The 14,534-nt window shown below is 75.1% G+C and carries 14 protein-coding genes; 5 read left to right on the forward strand and 9 right to left on the reverse strand.

Annotated elements, in window-relative coordinates:
- The first annotated feature begins 2 nt into the window (after nucleotides 1–2).
- On the forward strand, nucleotides 3–848 hold the full coding sequence (locus ACH5AR_RS09495) for a universal stress protein (RefSeq protein ID WP_396300785.1): 846 nt from the start codon (nucleotides 3–5) through the stop codon (nucleotides 846–848).
- Between the two features lie 56 nt (nucleotides 849–904).
- Here the strand turns inward: ACH5AR_RS09495 and ACH5AR_RS09500 are convergent, their stop codons facing one another.
- Nucleotides 905–1,888: an alpha/beta fold hydrolase gene (locus ACH5AR_RS09500; protein WP_396300786.1), complete on the reverse strand. Its 984-nt coding sequence runs from the start codon at nucleotides 1,886–1,888 to the stop codon at nucleotides 905–907.
- Nucleotides 1,889–2,118: 230 nt separating this feature from the next.
- Here ACH5AR_RS09500 and ACH5AR_RS09505 point away from each other — a divergent pair, with 230 nt between their 5' ends.
- Nucleotides 2,119–2,895, forward strand: a complete 777-nt coding sequence (locus tag ACH5AR_RS09505; protein ID WP_396300787.1) for an NAD(P)-binding domain-containing protein — start codon at nucleotides 2,119–2,121, stop codon at nucleotides 2,893–2,895.
- Between the two features lie 160 nt (nucleotides 2,896–3,055).
- Entirely contained in the window at nucleotides 3,056–4,144 is a 1,089-nt protein-coding gene (locus ACH5AR_RS09510) for a branched-chain amino acid aminotransferase (RefSeq protein ID WP_396300788.1), read from the forward strand.
- 40 nt (nucleotides 4,145–4,184) lie between these two features.
- Here ACH5AR_RS09510 and ACH5AR_RS09515 read toward each other — a convergent pair whose 3' ends face one another.
- From ACH5AR_RS09515 to ACH5AR_RS09550, 8 genes are all read right to left on the reverse strand, one after another.
- Complete coding sequence (locus ACH5AR_RS09515; RefSeq protein WP_396300789.1) at nucleotides 4,185–5,753, reverse strand: long-chain fatty acid--CoA ligase; 1,569 nt, start codon at nucleotides 5,751–5,753, stop codon at nucleotides 4,185–4,187.
- Nucleotides 5,754–5,791: 38 nt separating this feature from the next.
- Nucleotides 5,792–6,736: an alpha/beta fold hydrolase gene (locus ACH5AR_RS09520; RefSeq protein ID WP_396300790.1), complete on the reverse strand. Its 945-nt coding sequence runs from the start codon at nucleotides 6,734–6,736 to the stop codon at nucleotides 5,792–5,794.
- Nucleotides 6,733–7,692: a beta-ketoacyl-ACP synthase 3 gene (locus tag ACH5AR_RS09525; RefSeq protein ID WP_396300791.1), complete on the reverse strand. Its 960-nt coding sequence runs from the start codon at nucleotides 7,690–7,692 to the stop codon at nucleotides 6,733–6,735. The genes ACH5AR_RS09520 and ACH5AR_RS09525 overlap by 4 nt, the downstream gene beginning before the upstream one ends.
- Entirely contained in the window at nucleotides 7,689–8,501 is an 813-nt protein-coding gene (gene fabI / locus ACH5AR_RS09530) for an enoyl-ACP reductase FabI (RefSeq protein WP_396300792.1), read from the reverse strand. The genes ACH5AR_RS09525 and fabI overlap by 4 nt, the downstream gene beginning before the upstream one ends.
- Nucleotides 8,501–9,757 (reverse strand): beta-ketoacyl-[acyl-carrier-protein] synthase family protein, encoded by a 1,257-nt coding sequence (locus tag ACH5AR_RS09535; RefSeq protein ID WP_396300793.1) that lies wholly within the window; start codon nucleotides 9,755–9,757, stop codon nucleotides 8,501–8,503. Before ACH5AR_RS09535 ends, fabI begins: the two co-directional genes overlap by 1 nt.
- Nucleotides 9,754–10,008 (reverse strand): acyl carrier protein, encoded by a 255-nt coding sequence (locus tag ACH5AR_RS09540; RefSeq protein WP_396300794.1) that lies wholly within the window; start codon nucleotides 10,006–10,008, stop codon nucleotides 9,754–9,756. The genes ACH5AR_RS09535 and ACH5AR_RS09540 overlap by 4 nt, the downstream gene beginning before the upstream one ends.
- 102 nt (nucleotides 10,009–10,110) lie before the next feature.
- A complete protein-coding gene (locus ACH5AR_RS09545; protein ID WP_396300795.1) occupies nucleotides 10,111–11,229 on the reverse strand; it encodes a radical SAM protein in 1,119 nt (372 codons plus the stop codon).
- 48 nt (nucleotides 11,230–11,277) lie between these two features.
- Nucleotides 11,278–11,997, reverse strand: coding sequence for a Phenylacetic acid catabolic protein (locus ACH5AR_RS09550; RefSeq protein ID WP_396300796.1), 720 nt, complete (start codon nucleotides 11,995–11,997; stop codon nucleotides 11,278–11,280).
- A gap of 403 nt (nucleotides 11,998–12,400) precedes the next feature.
- Here ACH5AR_RS09550 and ACH5AR_RS09555 point away from each other — a divergent pair, with 403 nt between their 5' ends.
- On the forward strand, nucleotides 12,401–12,859 hold the full coding sequence (locus ACH5AR_RS09555; RefSeq protein ID WP_396300797.1) for a PaaI family thioesterase: 459 nt from the start codon (nucleotides 12,401–12,403) through the stop codon (nucleotides 12,857–12,859).
- 262 nt (nucleotides 12,860–13,121) lie between these two features.
- Nucleotides 13,122–14,384: an MFS transporter gene (locus ACH5AR_RS09560; protein WP_396300798.1), complete on the forward strand. Its 1,263-nt coding sequence runs from the start codon at nucleotides 13,122–13,124 to the stop codon at nucleotides 14,382–14,384.
- Nucleotides 14,385–14,534 lie beyond the last annotated feature (150 nt).

Consider the following 14,534-nt stretch of genomic DNA (forward strand, 5'->3'; position numbering starts at 1 on the left):
GCATGACCGGATCCGTCGTCGTCGGCTTCGACGGCTCGCCCGAGAGCCTCGCCGCCACCGAGTGGGCCGCCCACGAGGCGCGCCGCCGGGGCTGCCCGCTGGACCTCCTGGAGGCCTGGCCGTGGCCGCACCGGGACGTGGTCGGCAGCGAGGAGACGTACCGCGGGGCCCTGGACCGGCTGGAGCGGCGGGCCCGGGAGCTGCGCCCGGCGGCCGGCGACGGGCCGGTCACCGGGGCGGTCGTGCCGACCGACCCGGCCGAGGCCCTGGAGGCGGCCGGGAACTCGGCCGCCCTGCTCGTCCTGGGCTCGCGCGGGCTGGGCGCCGTCCGGGGGTTCCTGGTCGGCTCGGTGAGCCAGGAGGTGCTGCGCCGGGCGGGCTGCCCGGTGGTACTGGTCCGGGCGGACCCGGTCGAGTCCCAGGGGCCGGTGCTGGTGGGCCTGGACCTGGCCCACCCGATGGACGACGTGCTGGCCTTCGCCTTCGACGCGGCCTCCCGGCGCCGGGCACCGCTGCGGGTGGTGCACGTCTGGTCGCCGCCGGTGGGCACCGAGTACATGGCGCTCCAGGCGATCGGCGGGCTGGCGGGCGAGCTCTCCGCCGTCGAGCGGACGCGGTTCGTCGAGCAGCTGGACCCGTGGCTGGAGCGCCGCCCCGAGGTGGCGGTGACCTCGGACCTGGTCCAGGGCAGCCCCTCCGTCGCCCTGGTGGACGCGGCGGCCGAGGCCCGGCTGCTGGTCGTCGGCCGGCGGATCCGCCGCACGCTGCTCGGCGCCCACCTCGGCCCGGTCGCGCACGCCGCGATCCACCACGTACGGTGCCCGGTCGCCCTCGTCCCGCACGGCTGACCGGCCCGGACGGCCGGGAGGAGGCGGCTGCCCCCGGCCGTCGGCGGGCCGGCCGCTCAGCGGGCGACGCGGCGGCGGGCGACGCGGGTGAGCACCGAGCCGGACACCAGCGCGGCCGCGCCGACGGCGCCGACCGCGGTGACGGCCCGGCCGTGCGAGCCGGTCGCCGCGAGCTCGGCCGGGGCCGAGCCGTCGGAGGCGCCGCCGTCACCGGTGGCCCCGGCGGCCTCGCGGATCTGTCGCACCACGACGTCGGGGTGGGACATCATCGACACGTGCGAGGAGTCGACCTCGACGGTGTGCGCGTTGGCGCGCTTGGCCTCGAAGCGCTCCAGGTCGGGGGCGATGGCCCGGTCCTGCCGGGAGACCACGACCCACGACGGGATGTCGTGCCAGGCGGCGGCGGTCGCCTTCTCGGCGAACCCGGCCTGGGTGACGGGGCGCTGCTCGGCGGCCATCAGCCTGGTCCGGGACTCCGGCAGGTCGGCGGCGAAGACGGAGTGGAACTTCCCGTTCTGGACGTAGAGGTCGGTCCCGCTGCCGCCGCGGTCCGTGTAGGGCACGGGGTTGAGCGCGGTGGCGAGGTCGCTGCCGGCGAACCTGGTCGACAGCCCGGCCGGGGACTCGCCCACGTCGGGCATGAAGGCCGACACGTAGACCAGGGCCCTCACGTTGCGGTTCCCGGCGGCGGCCTGGGTGATGACGGCGCCGCCGTAGGAGTGCCCGGCCAGCACGATCGGCCCGCTGATGCTCTTCAGCACACTGGCCACGTCGGCGGCGTCGCCGGACAGGCCGCGCAGCTCGTTGGGCGGGGCGACGACGGGGCAGCCGTCGTCCAGGAGGCGTTCGGCGACGTCGTCCCAGCCCGAGGCGTCCGCGAACGCGCCGTGCACCAGGACCACCGTCGGCTTCCCCCCGCCGCCCGGTCGGCCACCGGCTTCGGCGGCCAGGGCCGGGGACACCGCGACCGCGACCGCGCAGGCCGCGAGGGCCACCGTGACGGCGGAGGAGATCGAGCGGCGGGACGGCGATATGCCCATGGTCCCTGCCCTTTCGGAGAGTTGGGGGGCCGGGACCACCCTGCTCACAGCGCTGCCCGGGCGGCACACCACGCCGCGCACCCGGGTGGTCGCGCACCGCCGTTGGGGTTCCCGTGCGGCTCGCGCCGGTACGACGGCGGACGGGAGCGGCCGGAGGCCCTGTGCACCGGCCGCCGCACCGGCCACACTGCTCACGGAGAAGATCATCACGACTGACGGAGGAGACCACCGTGAAGCGCGTCGGCATCATCGGAGTGGGCGAGATCGGCCGGGCCATCGTGGCGGGCCTGCGGTACGGGGAGGAGCCCGGGCCGCAGGTGCTGCTCTCCCCGCGCGGCGCCCGGACCGCCGCCGAGCTGGCCGGGCGGTACGAGGGCGTGCGGGTGTGCGCCGACAACCAGGAGGTGGTGGACGGCTCGGAGCTGGTGATCGTCGCACTGCGCCGCCAGGACTGGCGCGCGGCCCTGACCGGGCTGGTCGTCCCCGACGACCGGGTCGTGGTCAACGTGATCCCGGGTGTCTCCTCCGAGGAGCTGCGCCGGGTGCTGGCCACCGGGGCCGCGCTGACCCACGCGATCCCGCTGCCCACCGTCCGGGAGCGCCGCTGCCTCACCGTCGTCCAGCCCTCCCACCCGGACGCGGACGCCCTGTTCGAGCTGTTGGGCGGGGCGCTGCCGGTCGCGGACGAGGCGGCCCTCAACGTGCTGTCCGCGGTGACGTCGACCCAGACGACCCACTACGCGTTCCTCGCCACGCTCGTCTCCTGGGCCACCGACCAGGGCATCCCCGCCGCGGACGCCGACCGCTTCGTCCGCGGCCTCTACCAGGACGTCGGCCGCTCGCTGGGCGACGCGACGCGGTCGCTGGAGCGGCTCGCGGCCGAGCACGAGACCCCGGGCGGGAGCAACGAGCGGGTGCGCACCACCTGGTTCGGCGAGGCGAACTCCGGCGCCCTGCGCGACACCCTGGACGGCCTGGTCGGCGACCTCCACGCCGGCCACCGGTAGGGCGCACGCCCCGGAGCCGCCCCGCCCCGGGGGCGGCGGCTCCGGGTCCGACCGGGTCGTGCCGTATCACGTTCGACTGACGACCGTTAGCATGACGGGTATGGCGCTGATGATTGGCGCCGGTTCGTACAGATTCCACAGCGGTTTCGAGGAGTTGACGATGAGTCGCGCTTTCCCTCTGTCCCGGACGACCGGTCCCGTCTCCGAGGAGGAGCGACGCACCATCCTCGCCGCGCCGGGCTTCGGCAGGTTCTTCACCGACCACATGGCCTCGGCCACCTGGACGCCCGCCGAGGGCTGGCACGACCGCAGGGTCTCCGCGCTGGTGCCGTACTCGCTGCACCCCAGCGCCGCCGTGCTGCACTACGCCCAGGAGATCTTCGAGGGGCTGAAGGCCTACCGCCACGCCGACGGCTCCGTCTGGCTGTTCCGCCCGGAGTTCAACGCCCGCCGCTTCGCCCGCTCCGCCGAACGGCTCGCCCTGCCGGTGCTCCCGGAGGAGGACTTCCTCACCAGCGTCGAGGAGCTGGTGCGCGCGGACGAGGCGTGGGTGCCGGACACCGCCGACGAGAAGAGCCTCTACCTGAGGCCGTTCATGTTCGCCACCGAGGCCTTCCTCGGCGTCCGGCCGGCCGAGCAGATCGCCTACTCGGTCATCGCCAGCCCGGCCGGCCCGTACTTCGCCGGCGGGGTCACCGGCATCACGCTGTGGGTCAGCAGCAACTTCACCCGGGCCGGGCGGGGCGGCACCGGCGCCGCCAAGTGCGGCGGCAACTACGCCTCCAGCCTGGCCGCGCAGATCGAGTCCCGGAAGAACGGCTGCGACCAGGTGCTGTTCCTGGACGACACCGGCGGCGAGGGGGACCTGGAGGAGTCCGGCACGATGAACCTGTGCCTGGTCACCTCGGCCGGCGAACTGGTCACCCCCGCCCTCGGCAGCATCCTCGACGGGGTCACCCGGGACTCGATCCTGGCCCTGGCGGGCGAGTTCGGGCTGACCCCGGTGGAGCGCCCGATCACCCTCGCCGAGCTGCGGGGCGGCGCCGAGGACGGCACCGTCACCGAGGTGTTCGCCACCGGGACGGCCGCGGTGGTCACCCCGATCGTCGGGTTCAAGGGCGAGGGCTACGCCTTCACCGTCGGCAACGGCACGCCCGGCAAGCAGACCCTCGCGATCCGCGAGCACGTGCTGGACATCCAGTACGGGCGCGCCGAGGACGTCCACGGCTGGATGCGCCGGGTGCTCTGACCGCCCGCGGGGCGGCCCCCACCGGGCCGCCCCGACCCGCTCAGCCCTGGTCGGGCAGGACCACCTCGCGCTTGAGGATCTTGCCGGTCGGCCCCTTCGGCAGCGCGTCGACGGTCCGGACCACCCGCGGGTACTTGTACGGGGCCACCCGCTCCCGGACGAACTCCCGGATCTCCTCCGGGCTCGTCGTGGCGCCCGCGCGCAGCACCACGGCGGCGGCCACCTCCTGGCCGTGGGTGGGGTGGGGGACGCCGACCACCGTGGCCTCGGCCACCGCCGGGTGCTCGTACAGCACGTCCTCCACCTCGCGCGGGTAGACGTTGAAGCCGCCGCGGATGATGACGTCCTTGCGCCGGTCGACGATCCGGAAGTCGCCCCGCCCGTCGCGGGTGCCGAGGTCCCCGGTGTGCAGCCAGCCGTCCCGGACGGTCTGCGCGGTGGCGTCCGGGCGGCGCCAGTAGCCCTTCATCACGTTGTGGCCCCGGATCACCACCTCGCCGACCGTGCCGTCCGGCACCTCCCGGCCGGACTCGTCGACGATCCGCATCCGCACCCCGTCGATCGGGATGCCGATGGTGCCCGCGACCCGCTCCCGGTCGCTGCGGTTGGCGCAGGCCAGCGGCGAGGACTCGGAGAGCCCGTAGCCCTCCAGCACGACGCAGTCGAACTCGGTCTCGAAGCCGCGCAGCACCTCCGGCGGCATCGGCGCGCCGCCGGCCAGGCACACCCGCAGCGAGGAGGTGTCGAACCCGGCCCGCCGCGGGTGGTTCAGCATGAGGGTGTACATGGTGGGGACGCCGAGGAAGACGCCGACCCGGTCGCGCTGGACCACCTCCAGGGCGGCGAGGGGGTCGAAGCGCCGCACCAGGGTCAGGCAGGCGCCCACGGCGACGGCGCAGTTGAGGCCGATCACCTGGCCGAAGGAGTGGAACAGCGGCAGGCCGCCGAAGACCACGTCCCCCTCGGCCGTCCCCAGCACCCGTACCCCGGCCCGGACGTTGCACAGGAGGTTGCGGTGGCTCAGCTCGGCGCCCTTGGGCGCGCCGGTGGTGCCGGAGGTGTAGAGGATGACCGCGGTGTCCTCTCCCCCGCGGCCGCCGGTCTCCGGCGGGAGGGCCGGCTGCTCCGCGAGCGTCGCGGCGAGCCGGCCCGGCTCGACGGCGAGCAGCCGGGTGCCGGTGCGCCGGGCGCCCTCGGCGGCCTCCTCGCCGCCCGTGTGCCAGGCGAGCAGCAGGGCGGGCTCGGCGTCGGCGAGGCAGTGCTCGATCTCCCGGGCCTTCAGCAGCGGGTTCATCGGGACGACCACCGCGCCGGCCCGCAGGATGCCGTAGTACAGCACGGCGAACTCCGGTGCGTTGGGCAGCAGCAGGGCCACCCGGTCACCGGGGGCGACGCCGAGGGCGGCCAGCCAGTGCGCGGCCCGGGCGCTGCGGGCCTCCAGGTCGGCGAAGCCCAGCACCTCGTCGTCGAGCCGCAGGACGGGGCGGTCCGGGCAGCGGGCGGCGGTGGCGGTGAGCAGGTCGGGGACGCCGTGCGGCAGGTCGTCGCCGGACGGCGTGGGGCCGGTGCCGGAGGGGGTGGTGCCGGGCGGGGCGGGGACGGCGGACATCGGGACGCTCCTCGGGGCGGCGGGGCTCGGTCTCATCGTCATGCGGTCGGGCGGACGGCGCCGTGCGGCGCGGCGCCGTCCCCGGCGCTCGCCGCCGCGGCTCCACCAGCGGCTTCCGCGGCGACGGCGTGCATCCACGGGGCGATCCGCTCCACCAGGGCGCGGTTGTGCCGGATCCAGCGGAAGTGGTCCAGCGCCCGGCCGTCCGCCCGTTCGGCGGTGTAGCTCCAGCGCTCCACCCGGGCCGCGGCCAGCTTGGCGCACAGGTGGTCGACGGCCCGCGGCGGGGCGAGCTCGTCGCCCTGCACGTCCACCGCCAGCACCGGCAGGTCCACCCGGGCCAGCGCCCGCTCGTAGTCGGCCGCCGCGCCGCGCACCCGGTAGCGGCCGGTGCGCATCTGCCGCGCCCAGTCCCGCATCAGCCGGGCCGCCTCCCGGCCGCCGAAGCCGAACCGCTCCCCCGGCCAGTGGCCGGCCGCCGCCGAGGCGACGATCGAGAACTGGCTCAGCGCCAGCCGCCGCAGGCCCGCCCGCAGGCCGAAGGTCCGGTACCAGGCCGAGCCGCTGGCCACCAGCACCACCCCGGCCAGCCGCGGCCGGAACACCCCGCAGTGCACCAGGCCCAGCTGCCCGCCGAGGCTGTGGCCGAGCAGCAGCCGCGGCGCGCCCGGGAAGGCCCCGGCCACCGCCTCCAGCACCGCCCCGAAGTCCTGCTCCACCAGTTCGCGGAAGCCGAAGTCGACCCCGTGCCGCGGCACCGGCCGGCTCTCGCCGTGGCCGCGCAGGTCGCAGGTGGCCACGCTGAGCCCGGCCCCGTGCAGGGCGCGGACCAGCGGGGTGTAGTGCCGGGCGGCCGTTCCCATCGCCGGCAGGACCACCACCACCGGGGCGTCCGGTTCCGGCCGGGCCAGTGCCCGTACGGTGAGCCGGGCCCCGTCCGGCACGGCGAGCTCGGCGACCACGGGGAAACGGGGGGCCTTCACGCGTGCTCCTCCCCGCCGGCGCCCGGCCGCCAGCCGATCACCCCGGCGCCCCAGGTGATGCCCGCGCCGAAGGCCGCCAGGCCGAGCAGCTTCGGGCCCTCCAGCAGGCCCTCCTCGCGGGCGTGGGTCAGCCCCAGCGGGATCGACGCCGCCGAGGTGTTGGCGACCCGGTGGACGTTCAGGTAGAGCCGCTCCGGGGGCAGCCCGACCTCCTTGCCGACCGCGCGCACGATCCGGGCGTTGGCCTGGTGGGCGACGAACAGGTCGAGGTCCTCGCAGGCCAGGGAGCGCCGGGTGAGCACCTCCCGGGTGGCGGCGGACATCTTCTCCACCGCGTGGTCGAACACCTCCCGGCCGTCCATCCGCAGCTTGCGGTCGTCGCGGTCGGCGTAGAGCAGCGGGATCTGCTCGCCGTCGCTGCCGAGCGAGAAGCAGGGCTCGGGTGCGCCAGGCACGTCGGCGACCACCGCGGCGCCGGCGCCGTCGGCCAGCAGCACGGCGGTGCCGCGGTCCTCGTGGTCGGTGATCCGGGTCAGCGCGTCGGCGCCGCAGACCAGCACCGCCCCGGCCCGGCCGGTCTCGACCAGCGCGGCGGCGTGGTCCAGGCCGTAGACGAAGCCGGCGCAGGCCGCGTGCAGGTCGAAGGCGGCGGCCTGCGGCATGCCGAGCCGGGCGGCGACCTCCACCGACACCCCGGGCGTGACCCGGTCGGGGGTGATGGTGGCGACCACGACGTGCCGGATGCTCGCGGCGGTGCGCCCGGAGGCGCGCAGCGCCTGCCGGGCGGCGGCCACCACGAGGTCGGCGAGCCGGCCGTCCGGTTCGAGGAAGCGGCGCTCCTCGATGCCGGTCCGTTTGACGATCCACTCCGGGGAGGCGCCGATCCGCTCGAAGTGCGCGTTCGGGACGACGCGTTCGGGCAGGGCGGCGCCCACCCCGACGATGGCGGCCGTCATGCCGCACCCCCTTCGGCGAAGGCCGGGCCGGTGCCCATCCGGACGGCGTGCATCCCGCCGTCGGCGTGCAGGACCTCGCCGCTGACGGTGGCGGCGAGGTCGGAGAGCAGGAAGAGCACGGGGCCGACCACCACGGCGGGGTCGGTGCGGTCCCAGCCGAGCGGGGCCTCGGCCTGCCAGCGGTCGGCGATCCGGTCGAAGGTGCTGATCGCCTGCCCGGCGACGGTCTCCACCGGGCCGGCCGCCACCAGGTTGACCCGGACGCCGGACGGGCCGAGGTACATCGCCAGGTAGCGGCAGACCGCGCCGAGGGCCGCCTTGCTCACGCCCATCCAGTCGTAGCCGGCCCAGGCCCCGCTGGCGTCGAAGTCCAGCCCGACGACGCTGCCGCGCCGCCCGTCCGCGATGAGCAGCGGGGCGAGGGCGGTGGCCAGCGAGTGCAGGGAGACGGCGGCGGTGCGCAGCGCGAGGCCGGCGGCCTCCGGCGGGGTGGTGAGGAAGTTGCCGCTCAGCGCCGTCTGTCCGGCGGCGGCGACGGCGTGCAGCACACCGTCGACCCCGCCCCAGCGCTGCTCCAGCTCCTTGGCCAGCCGGGCGAAGTCCTCGGGCCGGGTGACGTCCAGCTCCAGCACCTCGGTGGGGCGGGGCAGGACGGCGGCCGCCTTCTCGGTGATCCGTCGGGCCCGGCCGAAGCCGGTGAGCAGGACGTCCGCGCCCGCCTCCTGGAGCGCCCTGGCGGTGTGCCAGGCGATGGAGTCCTGGTTCAGCACGCCGGTGATCAGATAGCGGCGTCCGGGGAAGCCGAGCATCACTCCTGGCCTTTCGTCGTACCGGTGGCGGTGCCGGTGCCTGCCCCGGCTGCCGCCAGCACCAGGGCCGCGTTGTGCCCGCCGAACCCGAAGGAGGTGGAGAGCCCGGCGCGGCGGCCGCCGGGCAGGGCGGGGGCGGCGAGCGGGGTGGCGCGGCGGATCAGGTTCAGCGGGCCGAGCCGGGCGTCCGGCTCGCGCAGCCCGACGGTGGGCGGGGCGGTGGCGTGCCGCAGCGCCTGGAGGGTGGCGACGGCCTCCACCGCGCCGGCCGCGCCGAACAGGTGGCCGGTGCAGGACTTGGTGGAGGAGAGCGGGACGGCCTCCAGGGCCGGTCCGAGCGCCAGCCGCAGGGCCTCGCACTCCGAGCGGTCGTTCAGGACGGTCCCGGTGCCGTGGGCGTTGAGGTAGCCGAGCTGCCCGGGGGCGAGGCCGGCCGCGTCGAGCGCCAGGGTGACGGCGCGGGCCGCGGGCTCGCCGGTCGGGTCGGGGGCGGTGAGGTGGTGGGCGTCGCAGGTGGCGCCGTAGCCGAGCACCTCGCCGAGCACGGTGGCGCCGCGGGCGGCGGCGCCCGCCTCGGTCTCCAGCACCAGGATGCCGGCGCCCTCGCCGACCAGCAGGCCGTCGCGGTCGCGGTCGAAGGGCACCGAGCGGCCGCTCTCGGAGAGCGCCCCGGCGGTGCGGAAGGCGGCCCGCACCAGCTCGGAGGTGGAGGCCTCGGCGCCGCCGACCACCACCGCGTCGGCGGCGCCGGCGGCGAGCAGGAGCAGGGCGGTGCCGATCGCCTGGGTCGCGCTGCTGCACGCCGAGGCCAGGCAGAGCGCCTCGCCGCGGAAGCCGTGGCGCTGGGCGATCTGCGAGGCCGGGGCGTTGGCCATCATGGCGGGCACCATGAGCGGGGAGACGAACTCCCCGCCCTGGTCCCGGAGCACCTCGGCCTGCTGCTCGAAGGCCGCCGTCCCGCCGAGCGCGCAGCCCACCACGCAGGCGACCCGTTCGGCGGGGTAGGGCGGCGGGTCGGCCGTCCATCCGGCCTGGGCCAGGGCCTCGTCGGCGGCCACGAGCGCGAGCTGGGTGAAGCGGTCGGTGCGGCGGATCTGCTGGCGCGACAGGTGGTCGGCGGGCCGGAAGTCCCGGCACAGCCCGACCCCGTCGGCGATCCCGCTCTCGCCGGCCACCGCCCGCCGGTGCAGCTCGTCGGCGCCCACGCCCAGCGGGGTCACCGCGCCCAGGCCCGTGACGACGGCCCGGGGCCTCACTCCAGCCCGGCCTTGCGGCGGCACAGGTCGAGCACCTCGCCGACGGTGTACAGCTGGTCGAAGTCCTTGGGCTTGACCGGGATGCCCAGCTGCTTGCGGATGGACTGGCTGAGCTCGACCATGTCCAGCGAGTCGATCTCCAGCTCGTCCAGGGCGGCGTCGTCGACGATGCCCTCGCGTTCGACGCCGAGCTCGACGAGGGCGTCGACGACGAAGTTCTCGATGGCGGTGCGGTCCAGCGTGTCGGGCATGGCTTCTCCTCGGCCGCGCGGGGCGGCGGTGGCGGTGCGGGGACGGGCGGCGGGCGCGCGCTCGGGGCGCGGGCCCGGGCGGGCACGGTCAGGCGGGCGGGCTCAGGCCGCGGTGCCGGCCTTGCTGGCGTGGTAGGGGGCCCAGTGCCACTGCCGCCAGTAGCTCTCGGCGATGTCCAGCCACTGCTCCAGCCGGGCGGCGTCGTCCAGGAAGCGGTTCGCGCTGACCACCAGCCAGCTGTAGACGGCCTGGCTGTCCCGGCAGCCGCCGCAGTCGCCGGAGGTGCAGCAGAACTGGAGCGACTCGTAGTCGGCGCCCCAGACGTTGAAGCCGGGGATGACCGGGTTCCCGTTGGCGACGCGGTCCTCGTGCTCGGGGGCGTCGACGCTCAGGCTGGGGCAGACGTCGTAGCCGAAGCGGCCGCCCCAGTGCGTCCGGCCGGTCACCAGGGTCCGGATGAAGTACGGGTGGCTGACCACCGCGTGCGGGTACAGCTCCTTGACGCGCTGCGCCTCGTCCAGGACCCGCTGCTCGTTGGCGATCTTCAGGGGGTTCTCGGTGCCGTGCTCGCTGTAGAAGTTGAAGGTGACGATGTTGCCGTTCTCGGCGATCTTCCGCACGGTGGGCTCGATGTGCTCGACGCCGTCCTCGGAGAGCGCGTAGATGAACAGCACCCGCTGGTCGTCGCGGTAGTGCGAGAGCGCGGTGTCGAACAGGCCGGTGAACCTGGAGCCGTTGACCCGGATCGCGCGCAGGTCGTCGTCGAGCGGTCCGCCGCCGAAGATGCTCACCGCGATGGCGATCTTCTCGAAGCCCTGCTTGGGCATCGGGCGCAGGCCGTTGGTGGAGATGGTGATGTACGGCAGCTGTTCGACGAAGGCCTCGATCCGGCGCGGGACGAGGGTCGGCTCGCCGCCGATCAGGGTGGCCTGGTTGACGCCGTCGTCGGCGAGCTTGCGGGCGAAGGCCCGGATGCGGTCCAGGTCGGACAGCTCCTTGACGGCCGTGTCGAAGCCGCCCTCGAAGTACCAGCAGCCCTTGCAGCGGATGTTGCAGGTGTTGGTGAGGTGGACCTCGCAGGAGCGGACCTCGCGGCCCAACCGGCGCAGCCGGTGCAGGCGTTCGGCGAGGTCGGGGCGGTCGGCGATGAGTTCGGCGGTGCGCGCCTTGGCCTCGCGCCGGCTGAGCGGGCGCTGTTCGATGGTCACGGGTGTCGCCATGGTGGTGGGCTCCTCGGGAGTCGCGGGATCGGCGTGCTGCTGCTCCTGCTACTCCGGGAGGCGCAGGCCCAGGTTCTTGATGCGGGGGGTGACCTTCTCCCGCCACAGGTCGCAGGCCTGGCCGTTGGTGGTCTGCCGCAGGCCGAAGCGGACGGCCAGCCGGGCGCGCTCGGAGCGCGGGCTGCCGAAGATCCGGATGAAGGTCGGCCACAGCCGGTCCAGGGCCTGCTGGAGCTGCTCGCGGCCGTCGTCGGTGGCGGCGAGGTTGCGGCAGACCCGGGCGCCGTGGGCGATGTGCACCTTCTCGTCGAGGATGATGGTGCGCACCGCGTCGGCCCAGGGCCGGTAGCTGCTCTGCGCGAACTCGGAGATCATCACCATCGCGGTCTCCTCCCCGATGTAGGAGAAGATCCCGCGCTCGGCCCAGGTGGTGCAGTTGTGGAACTCCTGGGCGCGGAACAGGTTGCGCTCGGCCAGCGTCTGCTTCTCCATGTAGCTGGTGTCGACGCCGACTTCGGCGAGCACCCGCTTGCCGATCTTGTAGTGGTCGTACTCCTCGGCGGCGCGCTCGGCGCAGACCTGCCGCTCCTCCGCGTCGGGCGCCAGCGGCAGGAAGACCTGCACGTAGTCGTCGCCGCCGGAGAGCTCCCCCTCGGTGTTGACGACCATGCCGCGGATCGCGATCTCCCGGTACTCCTCCGGCATCGCCAGGAACTCGTCGGGAGTGCGGACCACCACCGCCTCGTCGTCCAGAATGGAAATACCCATGGCACAACACCCCGTTTCTGAAGGAGGACTCCGGCAGCAGGACCTGGTCGGGTGTGGGCGGTCGGGGGGCCGGCTTCCGCCGAGGCCCCCGACGGGCGACCGCAAGGAATGAGATGCCGCCCCCCAGCGGCGGGCGGAGCTTCGCACCGGCTCCGCTGAACTTCCTCGGAGCGTAGGTGCTGCATTTTGGGCCGAACAAGGTCCCTCACGAATCATGCCGAGCGGATTCGGCCATCCGCAGCCGCCTCGGGCGCGGGTTCCGGCCGTGACGACACCGGCGCGACATGCGCGGTTGTCCTTCCCGTAACGGATCTTGGCCGGTGACCACGGCGAACGAAGCTGGCCGGAAGCCCGCCTGGACCGCCCCGGGCGTACCACCCGGCCGACGGTTACGCTGAGCCGCATGACCACCGATTCGAACACGGCGGTCGCCACCGTCGACGTCCTCCTCGGCCCCGATCAGCTCAATGATCTGATCGTCCGTCAGTTCCCCGACTACCCGGCCTGCCGGGTGACCGCGACGGACGGCCGCACGCTGACCATGGCGGTGGACGGCGACCGGCTGCGCGTCCGCCCGGGCGGCACCGTCTCGGGCCCGGAGCAGGCCGGCCTGTGCGACCTGGCCGCCTTCCTGCTGATCAACTCCCGGCTCGGGCCCACCCTGATGGCGCTGACCAGCTCGCTGCAGATCAGCTTCCTCCACCGGCCGCGGCCGGGGGCGCTGCGGGTGCACGCGAGGACGGCCAAGTTCGGGCGCCGGCTGTGCGTGGTGCTGGCCGAGCTGCTGGACGCCGACGACGTGCTGGTGGCCAGCGCCACGCTGACCTACGCGATCCCGCCGGCCCCGCCCGCGACGGCCTGACGGCCCGCCGCGGCCGCGCCGCGCGGGGCCGCGGCGGCGGCGGCCGGCCCGGCAGGCTCCTCGGCCGCCGCCGACCGGTCGCCGCACTCCCCGTCCGTACGCCAACAACCGGCCAGCGTGGCGCGAAAGATGACAGCAAGTCGGCCGGGCCGACGATCTTTTGGACAGGGAATGATCGAACTATTGCTCCGGCGCCCGTTCCCCTCTAGGTTGCGTGCAATGTCACACTGAGCCGCCATTTGGCCTGCCCTGGGGGATGACGGTGCCGGACACCACACTCGAAGCACCGCGGCGCACCACGGGCAGCCTGCCCCGGCCCTTCTACCGGCTGGCCGCGGGCGACGCCCTGAACACGTACGGCAGCCAGCTCGACCTGGTCGCCCTGAGTCTGTTCGCCTACCAGGCCGCCGGGAACGCGCTCGGCACCGCCGGGTACCTGGTCCTGCGGCTGGCCGGCGGCTTCGGCGGCGGGCTGGTCGCCGGGCGGCTGGTGGCCCGGCTGGAGCGGCGGCGGCTGATGACGGGCTGCGCGCTGGCCCAGGCGCTCGCCCTGGTGGTGGTCGCCCTCGTCCCGGCCCCGGCGCGCATCCCCGTGCTCTACCCGCTCGCCCTGGTCCTGGGCGGCGCGGCCGCGGTGGCCGCCGTCGCCCTGCGGACCAGCATCCCGGAGATGGTCGGCGCCGAGCGCCGGGCCCGTGCCAACAGCGTGATGGCCGGCTGCCGTTCGACCGCGATGGTGCTCGGCTTCGCCTCCGCCGGCGTGGTGGTGGCCTGGGCGGGCTTCCGCGCCGCCCTGCTCATCGACGCGGCCAGCTTCCTGCTCTTCGGGGCCCTGGTGATCCGGCTGCCGCTGCCCACCCGGGCCGCGCCGGCCGAGGAGCCCGAGGGCGCGCCGGCCGGGCCCGGGCCGCGGGCCGGCCGGCGGCCCGGCCGCTGGCAGGCCCTGGTCCTGCTGCGGGCCGTCCCGGTGGTGGGCGCCATGGCGGGCATCCGGCTGCTGGACGCCTTCGGCTCGGCCGCCCACAACATCAGCCTGCCGGTCTTCGCCGACCAGTCCTCCCCCGCCAACCCGGCCGCCCTGCTCGGCACCTTCTGGGCCACCTGGGCGATCGGCAACCTCGGTGCCCAGCAGCTGGTCTCCCGGTTCATGCTGCGGCGCGGCATCGAGCCCGGCGAGCGCGGCTTCGCGCTGGGCACCTGCCTGATGTCCGCCTGCTTCATCCTCGTCTTCACCGGCCTGCCGACCCCGCTCTTCCTGCTGGCGGCGATCGGCGCCGGCCTCGGCGACGGCTTCACCGAGATCTCCTACACCACCCGGATCCAGGCCCTCGCCGACGAGCGGCGCGGCGAGGCCTTCGGAATCCTCGCCTCCGCCGAGAACGTCGGCATGGGCACCGGGATGCTCCTGAGCGGCTCCCTGCTGGCGGTGCTCAGCCCGCTGACCGTCGTCGGCGTCTCGCACGCCGTGCCGATCGTGCTGGCGCTCGGGTTCCTGGTGATGGTCGCCCGGGCCCGCCGCCGCTGAGCCCCGGCGCACCGCTGCGCCCGTCCCCTCCGCACTCCGCCGTACTCCCACCCGCTGCTCCTCGCGCCTCCGCACGCCGTACACCCGCCCGCCCGCACACCTTGCACGCCCGTACGTCCGTACCGCGGCGCCCCCGCGCCGTCCGCGCCA

It is taken from the genome of Kitasatospora sp. NPDC018619 (assembly GCF_044391605.1).
Lineage (GTDB): Bacteria > Actinomycetota > Actinomycetes > Streptomycetales > Streptomycetaceae > Kitasatospora.

Bases quoted from the DNA above. Each gene is read 5' to 3' on its own strand.
- ACH5AR_RS09525 (WP_396300791.1), bottom strand. From the start codon at position 7,692: ATGACGGCCGCCATCGTCGGGGTGGGCGCCGCCCTGCCCGAACGCGTC.
- fabI (WP_396300792.1), bottom strand. From the start codon at position 8,501: ATGCTCGGCTTCCCCGGACGCCGCTATCTGATCACCGGCGTGCTGAAC.
- ACH5AR_RS09500 (WP_396300786.1), bottom strand. From the start codon at position 1,888: ATGGGCATATCGCCGTCCCGCCGCTCGATCTCCTCCGCCGTCACGGTG.
- ACH5AR_RS09540 (WP_396300794.1), bottom strand. From the start codon at position 10,008: ATGCCCGACACGCTGGACCGCACCGCCATCGAGAACTTCGTCGTCGAC.
- ACH5AR_RS09495 (WP_396300785.1), top strand. From the start codon at position 3: ATGACCGGATCCGTCGTCGTCGGCTTCGACGGCTCGCCCGAGAGCCTC.
- ACH5AR_RS09550 (WP_396300796.1), bottom strand. From the start codon at position 11,997: ATGGGTATTTCCATTCTGGACGACGAGGCGGTGGTGGTCCGCACTCCC.
- ACH5AR_RS09515 (WP_396300789.1), bottom strand. From the start codon at position 5,753: ATGTCCGCCGTCCCCGCCCCGCCCGGCACCACCCCCTCCGGCACCGGC.
- ACH5AR_RS09545 (WP_396300795.1), bottom strand. From the start codon at position 11,229: ATGGCGACACCCGTGACCATCGAACAGCGCCCGCTCAGCCGGCGCGAG.
- ACH5AR_RS09510 (WP_396300788.1), top strand. From the start codon at position 3,056: ATGAGTCGCGCTTTCCCTCTGTCCCGGACGACCGGTCCCGTCTCCGAG.
- ACH5AR_RS09555 (WP_396300797.1), top strand. From the start codon at position 12,401: ATGACCACCGATTCGAACACGGCGGTCGCCACCGTCGACGTCCTCCTC.